Source organism: Piscibacillus sp. B03, assembly GCF_052246295.1.
Classification (GTDB): Bacteria; Bacillota; Bacilli; order Bacillales; family Alkalibacillaceae; genus Piscibacillus.
On the sequence record NZ_JBQQCO010000022.1, the window covers coordinates 41,549 to 53,386 of the forward strand.

The 11,838-nt window shown below is 34.9% G+C and carries 15 protein-coding genes and 2 pseudogenes; 16 read left to right on the forward strand and 1 reads right to left on the reverse strand.

The genetic code is table 11. The features are described 5' to 3' along the window. Nucleotides 1–55 precede the first annotated feature (55 nt). The 6 genes and pseudogenes from ACTWQB_RS13790 (at nt 56) to ACTWQB_RS13815 (ending at nt 2,551) form a co-directional block, all read left to right on the forward strand. Nucleotides 56–190 (forward strand): hypothetical protein, encoded by a 135-nt coding sequence (locus ACTWQB_RS13790; protein ID WP_443139780.1) that lies wholly within the window; start codon nt 56–58, stop codon nt 188–190. 18 nt (nt 191–208) lie between these two features. Next, complete coding sequence (locus ACTWQB_RS13795) at nt 209–970, forward strand: aminoglycoside phosphotransferase family protein (protein WP_443139781.1); 762 nt, start codon at nt 209–211, stop codon at nt 968–970. Beyond that, nucleotides 967–1,395, forward strand: coding sequence for a GNAT family N-acetyltransferase (locus ACTWQB_RS13800; protein ID WP_443139782.1), 429 nt, complete (start codon nt 967–969; stop codon nt 1,393–1,395). The genes ACTWQB_RS13795 and ACTWQB_RS13800 overlap by 4 nt, the downstream gene beginning before the upstream one ends. A 16-nt stretch (nt 1,396–1,411) precedes the next feature. Then, nucleotides 1,412–1,880 (forward strand): annotated as a pseudogene (locus tag ACTWQB_RS13805) (DinB family protein). 12 nt (nt 1,881–1,892) lie between these two features. Continuing rightward, nucleotides 1,893–2,036, forward strand: coding sequence for a hypothetical protein (locus ACTWQB_RS13810; RefSeq protein ID WP_443139783.1), 144 nt, complete (start codon nt 1,893–1,895; stop codon nt 2,034–2,036). Continuing rightward, nucleotides 2,033–2,551 carry an AAA family ATPase gene (locus ACTWQB_RS13815; RefSeq protein WP_443139784.1) on the forward strand — a complete coding sequence of 173 codons (519 nt, stop codon included), beginning with the start codon at nt 2,033–2,035 and terminating at the stop codon, nt 2,549–2,551. Before ACTWQB_RS13810 ends, ACTWQB_RS13815 begins: the two co-directional genes overlap by 4 nt. 68 nt (nt 2,552–2,619) lie before the next feature. Here the strand turns inward: ACTWQB_RS13815 and ACTWQB_RS13820 are convergent, their stop codons facing one another. Beyond that, nucleotides 2,620–2,844 (reverse strand): aspartyl-phosphate phosphatase Spo0E family protein, encoded by a 225-nt coding sequence (locus ACTWQB_RS13820; RefSeq protein ID WP_443139785.1) that lies wholly within the window; start codon nt 2,842–2,844, stop codon nt 2,620–2,622. A 192-nt stretch (nt 2,845–3,036) separates the two neighbouring features. Here ACTWQB_RS13820 and ACTWQB_RS13825 point away from each other — a divergent pair, with 192 nt between their 5' ends. The 10 genes and pseudogenes from ACTWQB_RS13825 to ACTWQB_RS13870 all read left to right on the forward strand — a co-directional run bounded on the left by ACTWQB_RS13825 (nt 3,037) and on the right by ACTWQB_RS13870 (nt 11,683). Next, nucleotides 3,037–4,800 (forward strand): methyl-accepting chemotaxis protein, encoded by a 1,764-nt coding sequence (locus ACTWQB_RS13825; RefSeq protein ID WP_443139786.1) that lies wholly within the window; start codon nt 3,037–3,039, stop codon nt 4,798–4,800. Nucleotides 4,801–4,870: 70 nt separating this feature from the next. Further along, nucleotides 4,871–6,049: a chromate efflux transporter gene (gene chrA / locus ACTWQB_RS13830; RefSeq protein ID WP_443139787.1), complete on the forward strand. Its 1,179-nt coding sequence runs from the start codon at nt 4,871–4,873 to the stop codon at nt 6,047–6,049. Between the two features lie 12 nt (nt 6,050–6,061). After that, a complete protein-coding gene (locus tag ACTWQB_RS13835) occupies nt 6,062–6,841 on the forward strand; it encodes a cobalamin-binding protein (RefSeq protein WP_443139788.1) in 780 nt (259 codons plus the stop codon). 20 nt (nt 6,842–6,861) lie between these two features. Continuing rightward, nucleotides 6,862–7,602: an AzlC family ABC transporter permease gene (locus ACTWQB_RS13840; protein ID WP_443139789.1), complete on the forward strand. Its 741-nt coding sequence runs from the start codon at nt 6,862–6,864 to the stop codon at nt 7,600–7,602. Next, on the forward strand, nt 7,599–7,892 hold the full coding sequence (locus ACTWQB_RS13845) for an AzlD domain-containing protein (RefSeq protein WP_443139790.1): 294 nt from the start codon (nt 7,599–7,601) through the stop codon (nt 7,890–7,892). Before ACTWQB_RS13840 ends, ACTWQB_RS13845 begins: the two co-directional genes overlap by 4 nt. A gap of 16 nt (nt 7,893–7,908) precedes the next feature. Continuing rightward, nucleotides 7,909–8,454, forward strand: coding sequence for a GNAT family N-acetyltransferase (locus ACTWQB_RS13850; RefSeq protein WP_443139791.1), 546 nt, complete (start codon nt 7,909–7,911; stop codon nt 8,452–8,454). 96 nt (nt 8,455–8,550) lie between these two features. Then, nucleotides 8,551–9,147: pseudogene (gene wrbA / locus ACTWQB_RS13855) on the forward strand (NAD(P)H:quinone oxidoreductase). Nucleotides 9,148–9,287: 140 nt separating this feature from the next. After that, nucleotides 9,288–10,349, forward strand: a complete 1,062-nt coding sequence (locus ACTWQB_RS13860; protein WP_443139792.1) for a hypothetical protein — start codon at nt 9,288–9,290, stop codon at nt 10,347–10,349. A 210-nt stretch (nt 10,350–10,559) separates the two neighbouring features. Beyond that, nucleotides 10,560–10,796, forward strand: coding sequence for an IDEAL domain-containing protein (locus tag ACTWQB_RS13865; RefSeq protein WP_443139793.1), 237 nt, complete (start codon nt 10,560–10,562; stop codon nt 10,794–10,796). 125 nt (nt 10,797–10,921) lie between these two features. Continuing rightward, nucleotides 10,922–11,683 carry a M15 family metallopeptidase gene (locus ACTWQB_RS13870; RefSeq protein ID WP_443139794.1) on the forward strand — a complete coding sequence of 254 codons (762 nt, stop codon included), beginning with the start codon at nt 10,922–10,924 and terminating at the stop codon, nt 11,681–11,683. Nucleotides 11,684–11,838: the final 155 nt, after the last annotated feature.

Consider the following 11,838-nt stretch of genomic DNA (forward strand, 5'->3'; position numbering starts at 1 on the left):
GGAAGATATTGTCGAAATAGGCAAGGTAAAATATATAGTCCACAGAGGTGTAAACATGCTATTAATATTTATTATCGTTATTCTAATTGTGTTTTTATTTGACTTTACAAAGTTTAGACAACAAAACAATCAGCTGATTGAACAAAATGAAAAAATTATTGCTTTATTAGAGGATTTAAATAACAAGTAGTATTTAAAGGGAGATATTATGAAACTCACTAAACCTATTGCAACGGGAAACACGGCAGATGTATATTTGTGGGATGAACTAGCAGTGAAGATTTATAAGAATGATATGCCACTTAAAGAAGTGGAGTTTGAAGCTGAAAGACAGGTGTTGGCTCTTAAGTTTGGAATTAATGTGCCTAAAGTTTTTGATGTTAGAAAAATCAATGGTAAGCCGGCATTGGTCATGGAGTATATTAAAGGATCAACTTTTGGTGATTTGCTAACAAAACACCCTGAAAAGGTGGAATATTTTATAGCTGAATCTATAGATATACAGATGTCAATTCATTCGATTCAAGTCAACCGACTTGAATCAATGAGGGATAAATTGAAGCGCCAGATTTCCTCTGTTGAAATTTTGGGTCAAGCCACAAAGGGTAATATCTTAGATAGATTAGATAGACAGTCTTTTGATAACAGAATGTGCCATGGTGATTTTCACCTTTTTAATTTAATTCAAACAGATGCGGGAGTGGCGGTAATCGATTGGGTTGATTCAAGCGCTGGTCATCCACTAGCAGATGTGTGTCGTAGTTATTTGTTATATTATTTTTTCTCGATAGAGCTAGCGGAGCAGTATATTAATATTTATTGTGAAAAAAGTGGTAATACAAAAGAAGAGATCTTAGAGTGGGCCCCCATTTTAGCTGCTGCAAGATTGGCTGAGAATGTCCAGAATGAAAAGCAAGAAGATTTACTTGAGATTATAAATGAAGAATTATTTAAAGGTGATTTAGAATGAGTATCAAAGTGAGACACGCAAATGAGGCAGACGTTGATGAGCTTCTAAGTCTTAATTATGCATTCAATGGTGTAGAGAACTTAACTCGAGATTTTGTTATTGATCATTTAAGATCCTCGAATGAGTTAGTGGTTGTTGCTTCTTTAAACAATCGATTAGTTGGTTTCATATGTGGCCAAGTATTTAGTTCTTTTTGTTATAAAGAAAAACAAGCTGAAATAACAGAACTTTTTGTAGTTGAAGAAGCTCGACGAAATGGTGTAGCTACTGCTTTATTGAAATACCTAGAAGAAGAGTTTAAAGAAGTAGGGGTAGAAACCGTTAAAGTATTGGCGGGTGATCAAAATCTTTCTGCAAAAAAAGTGTATCAGAAAAATTATTATAAAATTGATGATGTTCTAACCTTACATAAAAATTTTGAGTAGTTAGGTGGTTTATATATTGCTAAAATTTTTCAAATATAACTGGCAGGCAAGTCAGAGATGAATGGTTTAATTGGTGTAATAGTGTACCTACTGAAGAGTTGTTAAAAGAACGCATTGGAGGAGTAAATAGTATTTTATTTACTTTATTTCATATAATCGATGTTGAATATAGTTGGTTAAGAGCTGTAAATGAGAAGAAAGATGTTTATTATGATTTTAAAGATTATAGTAATTTAGATGAATTATACAGATTATCAACTGAACTTAGAAAGGAAGTAAAGTCCTTATTAAGACAATTGGAAAGTATGGAAAATAGTCAAACAGTTAAAGTGCCGTGGGAAGATAAGGCTTTTACTGTAGATGACATATTACACCACGTTATTGCTCATGAAATTCATCATGTCGGTCAGTTGTCTATTTGGGCTAGAGAAATAGGCCGAGATCCAGTTCAAGCTAATGTTATTGGAAGAAATTTAGTGAAATAGTGGGGGAAATGTATGTATTTAAGAAGTGCCATTCCACAGGATGCCAAGATGCTCACTAAAATAACAATTAAATCAAGGGCTTATTGGGGTTATAGTAAGGAGTTTATAAAAAATTTGATGAAGTATGAAATAGAAAAATATGGTGGCGATAAATGAAAGTCCATATTATTGGTTCTGTAGGAAGTGGGAAAACGACACTAGCTAAAAGTTTATCAAAGAAATACGATATACCACACTATGAACTAGATAATGTTGTGTGGAAAAGGGAACAGACAGGTGATATTAGAAGGAGTGAAGATGAACGAATTGATTATTTATCCTCTATCGTAAGGACCAGCTCTTGGATTATTGAAGGGGTTCATAATGAAGAATGGGTCTTTGATAGTTTCAAGCAAGCAGATGTCATTATTTTTCTTGATACGAATTATCATATTAGAACCATCAGGATTACCAAACGCTTTATTAAACAAAAGTTAGGATTTGAAAAAGCTAACTATAAACCAACCTTTGATATTTTCTTTAAAATGTTTAAATGGAATCGGATTTTTGAAAATAGAGGAAAAGAAGCCTTTCTGAATAATTATAGTAAATACAAATATAAAATTTTTATTGTTAACAATTTTAATCAAGCATATAAACTTATGGAAAAAAATAACAACAGATCTCATTGAAGAGATTTGTTGTTATTTTTGATTATTAAGACACTTTAAATATTATGTAATAACTATTTATCTATATATTATGAACAAAGTTTAGAATTTATAGATTGATACTTATTAAGTACTTCATCTAACTCTTGACTAATCTTTACTGTTTGAGGGTGGTTAAATCCTTTCGCGTATGCGGATGAAATCATGTACTGTTTTAAGGCTTTAATTCTGATCTCTAGCTTTCTTGTATTTAGTAGTAACTCCTCTTTCTCCATCTTAAGTTGTCCTTCCTTTTTATTATTTATCTTTAACACACAAAGATTATCTTAAATCATAATTCTATAGTTGTTAATAGATTAGACAAAGGTTCTAATAACTCGACAAAACTCAACACGTTATTTAAAATTTAACTAAAATTGTGACAAAATTTAAATTATTCGTATTGCGAATTATGTGAAATAGTGATACTTTTTATCTATAAGGTTTGGAAAAAGGTGGGGGAAAATGTGAAAAGGCTTTTTCGACGAAAATCTAAGTTAGATGTACCAATTGAAAAAAAGAAAAAGAGAAAATCATCAATATGGCGAAATCTTAGCATCGGCAAAAAATATGGACTAGTATCATTTTTATCAATTTTATTATTTTTGATTGCATCTGGAGTCGTTTTTTTAAGTTTACAAGCTGCAAATGGCCAGTTAGATGCACAGGACCGTAGAAGTGAAAGGGCAATTTTAATAGACGAGATCAATGCGATTCTGTTAGAAAAAGATTTAATGGTAGTTGATTTCGTTGAATATAAGTCGAATACATATCGGGAAGAGTACGAAAGTTTAATGGATCGATATAATCAGTTAGTCAATTCTGTGAAACCACGTCTTGGAAGTAATCAAACAGAAATCATGACTCAAATAGAAGCTAACAATGAACAAATGGATTCAATATTTTTTGAAGAGGTCGTACCAGCCGTTTCTTCAAGAAGTGAGAATGAAGCAGCTTCAGCACGTTCACAATTTGCAGCTTTAAGAGCGGAAACTCAAGAGTTATCTACTGAGCTAAGACAATCCGTCGTAAACGATTATAATCAAGCCTATCAAAATACTAAATTAGCTTTCACATCTGTTATATCTTCATTAGTGATTGGTTTAGCAATCGTGGTAATTATTTCTATGGTTTTATTGTTCTTTATTAGTCGCTCAATACGTAAAAGTATAAATCACGCAGTTGAAATGGCAGATGAGGTTTCGAAAGGTAATTTAGAAGTAGAAGCGCTTGATTATCATGGTAATGACGAGATAGGTCAACTATCTTCTTCATTAAACACAATGAAACATAATCTTACAACAATCTTATCTAATGTATCAGAGGCTTCTGAATCAGTTTCTGCTCAGAGCCATCAATTAACTCAAGCTTCTAATGAAGTACAAGAGGGTAGTGAACAAATTGCTTCTACTATGCAGCAATTATCATCTGGCGCTGAAAATCAAGCTCAAAGTGCTGCTAGTATTAATGAAATGATGGAGTCGTACTTAAAGAAAGTACAATATTCGTATCAGAACGGAGAAAATGTAGCTGAAGAGTCAGATGCTGTCTTATCATTGGCTGAAGAAGGAAGAAATCAGATGATGTCATCTTCTGAACAAATGAAACGTATCCATCAAATTGTTGAAGAAGCAGTTAAGAAAGTTAAAGGGTTAGATGAACAGTCTCAAGAGATTTCAAAACTAGTAGAGGTCATTCAATCTATTGCTGAACAAACAAACCTGTTAGCGTTGAATGCAGCCATTGAAGCGGCACGTGCAGGCGAACATGGTAAAGGTTTCGCTGTGGTGGCTGATGAAGTTAGGAAATTAGCCGAACAAGTGGCTGACTCAGTAGGGGATATTACGAAGATTGTGCATAATATTCAAGAAGAATCTACTAACGTTACAGAGCAATTAGAGACTGGTTATTCTGAAGTAGAACAAGGCACCAAGCAAATGGAGCATACTCAAAGAACATTTGAAAATATAAATCAATCAATCAACCAAGTGACCGGTAAAGTACAAGAGATCTCATCCAGCCTGAAGGATGTTTTAGATGATAGTGTACAAATGAACCAAGCTGTTGAAGAGATTGCATCCGTATCCGAAGAATCCGCTGCAGGTGTTGAAGAGACTGCTGCGACAGTTGAAGAGGCAAATAGTTCTATGGAGGAAGTGTCACGATCAGCAAAAGAATTAAATCAATTAGCTGAAAGATTGAATAAACAAGTCAACCATTTCAAAATGTAATATGCTAAAATATAAGGGACTACTTATATAAGTGGTTCCTTATATTTATAATTAATAAGGGGTGTACTTGTTGTATTCATTTAAACACTACTTAGAAATATTACTCGTGGCAATACGGTTAGGATTTACCTCTTTCGGTGGACCAATTGCACATCTAGCTTACTTTCAAGAAGAATATATTAAGAGAAGAAAATGGCTAGACGATAAGACATATGCTGATTTGATAGCGCTTTGTCAGTTCTTACCTGGTCCTGCAAGTTCACAGGTTGGAATATCCATTGGCATGATTAGGGGAGGCGTCCTAGGTGGGATATTAGCATGGATCGGATTTACTATCCCATCAGTTGTTGCATTAATTTTATTTGCTATTTATGTTGTCCAGTTTGATTTGATGGACTCAACATTTATTGCGGCATTAAAAGTCGTTGCCGTAGCTGTTGTGGCGCATGCTATTATCAATATGGGCAAAAAGCTAACACCAGACTTACCGCGAATTGCTTTTGCTATAATTGCAGCTGCAATGCTTCTGTTATTCCCTCTAGCTTCAATGCAATTAATTATTATCGGAATTGCAGCATTAGTTGGTTATGCATTGTTTCGAAACAAAGAATTAGATACGCAAACGAGCTTAAATATTAACTTACCAAAAAAATTAGGTGTTATTAGTTTATCGTTATTTTTTGCTTTACTAATCTTGTTACCATTTATAAGTCAAGCAGCAAATAATATATATATACAGTTATTTGATATATTTTATCGCGTAGGTTCATTAGTATTTGGTGGCGGACACGTTGTACTACCTTTACTAGAACGTGAACTAGTACCAAACGGACTTCTATCAGAAGAAATGTTCTTAGCAGGTTATGGTGCTGCCCAGGCCGTACCAGGTCCTTTATTTACATTCTCAAGCTATTTGGGGCAGGTCGCTTCAGGCTTACTAGGAGCCATTGTGGCGACAGCTGGGATCTTCTTACCTTCATTCTTACTATTAATCGGCATTTTGCCTTTTTGGAAAACTATTAGTCAATTCAAAGCAGTAAGAGCTGCATTAATTGGTGTGAATGCAGCAGTAGTAGGCATTTTATTAGCAGCCTTTTATGACCCCATTTTCACAAGCGCAATTGCTGATGGTGTAGATTTTGCGGTGGCGTTAGTAGGATTTAGTTTATTACACTTTTGGAAAAAGCCAGCTTGGTTAGTGGTGATTTTAATAGTTATAATATATGTATTAATTCGAGCTCTTTTATAAGGGAGTGCTTTAATGAGAATCGTTTCGCTTTGTCCAAGTAATACTGAAATCTTAGCTTATTTAGATTTAATGGAACATGTAGTAGGTGTAGACAATGATTCTGATTGGCCAAAAGAAGTGAGAGACCTACCTAAAGTTGGGCGAGATCTTAATATCGATGTCCAACGTGTTAAAGAATTAAAGCCAGACTTAATATTAGCCTCACTAAGTGTTCCTGGTATGGAGAAAAATATTGAAAAATTGGACAGTGAAGGTTTGGACTACATTATTCTAAACCCTAATTCACTTGATGAAATAGCTGATGATATTATAACAGTTGGTGAGCATACTGGTTTTAAGGTAAAAGCTCAAGAGGTCTATACTTGGTATTATGAAAAATTAAAGCAGTATAAGGAACTTTCTAAGAAAGTTTCCAATCCTAAACGAATATATTGGGAATGGTGGCCAAAACCAATCTTTACACCAGGTAAGAAAAACTGGCTTAGTTATATAAGTGAACTAGCAGGCGCTATAAACGTTTATAGTGATCATGATCATGCTAGTGTTCAAACGGAATGGGAAGAAGTTGTTAAACGCAATCCAGATGAAATATGTATGGTTTGGGTTGGGGTTCAAGAGAAGAAAATGAACCCTGATTTGATAAAAAAGCGTCCAAACTCAGAAAAGATCAGGGCAATTCAACAGGGTAAAATCCACGTTTTGGAAGAATACCTTTATTGTCGTCCTTCACCAAGATTATTAGAAGGATTAGAAAAGTTAGCTCTTAAACTCCATCCAGATATTTATCAATAACATTTGAAAGAAGGCTAATTATGGAGCAAGTTCATTCTAATCAATTAACTAACGGATTAAGTAAAAAAGCTGTGATTAAACAAGGTGCTCTTGCTGGTTTTCCTATATTTTTAGGGTATTTACCTATTGCTATTGCATACGGTGTCTTAGCGAAAGAATCAGGTCTAACGACTTTTGAAACGACCATGATGAGTGTTCTTGTTTTTGCTGGTGCTGCTCAGTTAATGGCAGCTGGTATGTTTGCTGCAGGGACGATGTTTATAGAAATAGTCATTGCCACATTTGTGCTTAACTTTAGACATTTTATTATGAGTATGTCATTTATGAACACAACTAAAAATTTTTCTTTAAAATGGAAGTTTCCTCTGTCGCTAGGGTTAACAGATGAAACATTTGCAGTCTCATCATTACATAAAGAAGAAGCTCAAAAATCTAACGGAACCTATTTTTATGCGAGTTTGATTATTGTAGCTTACTTTGGATGGGTATTCGGAAGTTTGGGTGGAGCTTTGTTGGGTGATATACTACCTCAAACCTTGAGTACCAGTATGGGTATTGCATTATACGCTATGTTCATTGGACTATTAGTTCCTTCCATAAAAAAAGAATGGCGAATTGGTTTAATAGCTGTCTTTAGTATGGGATTAAACTATGTTTTTAATGTTATCTTATCGATCTCAAGTGGTTGGTCCATAGTTTTAGCAACAGTTATAGGAAGCTTCTTAGGTGTGTTTTTATTGAAGGAGGATGATGCCTCATGATTATGATGACGATTATTGGGATGGCTATTGTTACAGCTGTTCCAAGGTTTATACCTGCTTTTTTTGTTGGTCAAACGACATTTAAGCCTTGGGTTAATCGTTGGTTAAATGCAATTCCTTTTGCTGCTTTGGGGGCATTGATTTTCCCAGGTATTATGACTGTAATAGAAGATCGTCCACTTGTTGGAATTGCCGGTGGTGTGATTGCTGCAATCATTGCATTATTTAACGTGAATGTTATATTTGCAGTAATTGGTGCGATTGTTACGGTCTTTTTATTAACTATGTAGGAAAGTAGGGGTAACTGTGTTAACCGTTAGAGAAGCAAGACCAAATGATGCAGAGCAAATCGCTAAGATTCACGATGAAACGTGGAAGTTAACATATGGACCAATCATTGCGGATGAAGATTTAAAGCAAGTTATGTCTTTTGAACGTAGAAAAATAATGTGGGAAACAACTTTAGCATCAAAAAAAGTACAACAATATGTTTATGTGGCTGAAAAAGATGGTAAACTTTTAGGTTTTATCTCTGGTGGAAGACAAAGAGCAGCACAAATTAAATTTGATGCAGAAATATATGATATCTATGTATTACAAGAAGCACAAGGTCAAAGGGTAGGGCATGAACTATTAAAACATTTTGTGCAGAAATGTTTAGAAGAGGGTTATCATTCACTTTCCGTGTGGATTTTAACAGCCAATCCTTATGGTCGGTTTTATGTTCGTTACGGTGCGAAAAAAGTTGAAGCGGAAAATACAACCATTGGTTCCGGTACATATGAAGAGACGGCTTTTGGTTGGGAAGACTTAAAAAAATTAGAACTTGAATTAATGGAAACTTCATTGTAGGTTTAAGCGCTGATTCAATCAGCGCTTTTCTTATATTCATATTTTTACTTCTCAAGGGGAAACTTTAATATGTATAAACTTTTGAGGAGTGATTGGATGACTAAAATGGCTATATTTTATTATAGTTCTACTGGTGCCAACTACCAAATGGCACAGTGGGCTGAATCGGCACTTAAAGAATCTGGAGCAGAAGTTAAATTATTAAAAATACCTGAAACAGCACCAGAAAGTGCAATCTCACAAAACCCTGCCTGGCTAAAGCACTATGAAGCAACAAAGAATGTTCCAGAAGCTTCCCCTGAAGATCTAGATTGGGCAGACGGATTTATATTTAGTATTCCAACTAGATTTGGGAATGTTCCATCACAAGTTAAACAGTTCATGGATCTATGTGGTGGCCTTTGGGCTGAAGGTAAACTAGTTAACAAAGTATGTAGCGCGATGACTTCAGCACAAAATCCACATGGTGGACAAGAATAGACATTAACAAGTTTTTATGTATCAATGTTCCATTGGGGAGTTATTATCGCTGGCCCTGGTTACACAGACGAAGTTATCTTTAGTACTGGTGGTAATCCATACGGTACAAGTGCAACTGTTGACGGTGAAGGGAATCTTCAGGACGACATTCAAAAAGCAGTTGAACACCAAGCTAAACGAACGTACGATATTACCCAAAAAATATCTGGATAGAATACATTTTAAAACACCGACCTTAATAGGGTTGGTGTTATTTATTTATACTTAATTATCAAAAAAATTTTATATAACCCCCAAAAATACTAACCTCTTTTTCGTAAGTTATGATAGAAAATAACAGAAGAGGTGATCACATGAAACATCGCAAAATGATTCATTCATTATCTGCAGCAACATTAACAGCATCAATGATACTAGCACCACTAAGCATTTCAGCAGATAATCATGAGGGAACAGATGAGGACAAGGATCAAGGAATTGTTGTTAAAGAAGATGTAACTTTAGAAGAATCGCTATTTAGTTATTATGGTAAAGTTACAAACCAGTTGTCATTGGCTTTGGAAGATGAGGATAATGAGCGCCTTGGTCTTATTTTAGATTGGTCATTACAACAAATTGAAGAAGCAGAACTATTATATGAAGAAGGAAATGAAGAAGAGGCTACAATTCTTCTAGAGGAAGCTCTATACATACTAGAGAAAGCTGAATCAGAAGATGAAGAAGAATCCTCAGAAGATGAAGAGCAGCAAGAAGAGCAAGAGCAAGATGAAAATAATGAAGAAGAAAATACAGAAGAAGATGAAACTAACGAGGAAGATTCTGCAGAAGAGGATGAAACTAACGAAGAAGAATCTGCAGAGGATGAAGAAGAAGAAAATGAAGAAAAAGTTATTGGTCAAAACGTTATTTCTTTAGCGTCAGCTATGGAAAAAGTGAAGAATCCAGTAGCTCAATCTGCATTGAAACGTAATATTGAAAGATCATTAGATCGTTTAGAAGCAAAATATGATGAAGATGTATTAGCAGCTCTTTACGAGCGTTTAAATGATATTACTGATGAATTTGTTGAAGAAGATACAACTGATGAGGAGTCAACTGAAGAAGATTCTACAGAGGAAACTGAGGAATCAGTAGAAGAGACTGAAGAATCTCAAGAAGAAACAGAAGAAACTTCTGAAGAGGTAGAAGAAGTTGAGGAAGTTGAGGAAGTTAAGGTTGAAGAAGATCGTGACGAAAACTTTGATGTTAAATCTTCAGATAAAAAATCAAAAGCTAAGTCAAACAAAGACAAAGCAAAAGCTGGTAAAGAAAAAGCTAAGGATAAAGGTCCAAAAGGAAATAAAGGCAAGTCAAATGATAAAGGACCTAAAGATAAGAACAAGGGCAAAGGTAATGGCAAAGGCCCAAATAACTAATTAATTTTTGTTGAACTCTTCGCTAATTAGCGAGGTTCATATATACACCTCTCTCCCAACAGAGGCTTTTCCCTGACATATGGTCAGGGATTTTTTTTAGGTTCATTAGGTTAGCCCAATCATTAAAAAAAACACATATTTTCTGAATATTGTTGCAATTTTTCGGTGTTTTTTATTATAATAGAAAAAAGGGAGTAAGGGGGAGAAAAGATGAAAAAACAAGTGACCTCTTATGTGCTCATTAGATACCAATTTCCAAAACGGGTAGCCATAAAAGCTAAACGAGAAGTTCCATACGAAATCAAACTGGCTGCACGATTAGTTTTAGACGAATTAGTTTTTATGTGGAATAAGAATGCTCTAGAGGAGCAAATTAACATGGCCATTGATCAAAACGATCAACGTGCTTTTGATGAACTAAGTAAAAAATATGCTAAGTATTTATAATATGAGCAATAAGCTGCCTCATAAGGGAGGTGGCTTTTTTTGTTTTGTCATAAAAAACTCTTTTGTCGAAATAGAATGTGTCGTGTTAATATAATATAAGACAACAAGATAAGATAGGGGATAATATGAGAAAAGTATTATTGATTGTATTGGCTATTTTAATATTGGCAGGTTGTACTCAGGAACAAGAGACTGAATCTTTACATGCAAAAAATTCTAAAGGTGTTGAATTTGGTATTCAAACAAAAGCACCATTAGAACTTAAAGAAGAAGAAGTAACAGAGGATGGTAAAGTGATTGTGAATAACCCTCATGCGATTGATGTTGTAGTGAATAAAGAGCGACGTTTGCCTGAAGGTTATGAACCGAAAAATTTAGTTGAACCAAATGTTCCTATTAATGCTCCAGCTGGAGATCAAAAACGACAAATGAGAGAAGAAGCTGCAAAAGCTTTAGAAGAGCTATTTGAAGCAGCAGAAGACGCGGGTTATACATTAGTTGCTCAATCAGGATATAGGTCCGTTGAAAGACAATCTGTTATTTACAATAATAATATAGCAACTAAAGGTCAGGAGTGGACGGATCAATATTCTGCAGCACCTGGACATAGTGAGCATAATACAGGTCTCGCGATGGATATTACAATACCTCTAGAAACAGGTGGTTTCTTAGGCTTAGAAGAAGCTCTAGGTGAAACTGAGCCGGGCCAATGGGTTGCAGATCATGCTCATGAATTTGGGTTTGTCATAAGATACCCAGAAGGGAAAAGCGATATTACTGGCTATAATTACGAACCATGGCATTTAAGATATTTTGGCGTTGAATTAGCGACAAATATTTATGAATCAGGCTTAACCGTCGAAGAGTATTTTGGGTACGTAGATTAAGATGTAGTTTCTATGCTACATCTTTTTTTGTTTGCCCGTCATGGGTGAGCTCTAACGGGTGAAAGTCCCGAGTGTGACCAAGTAGCGGTAAGCACATAGCTGAAGGCAAGGGTGTCCGTGGTGACGCGGAATCTGAAGGAAGCTCTAGGCAAATC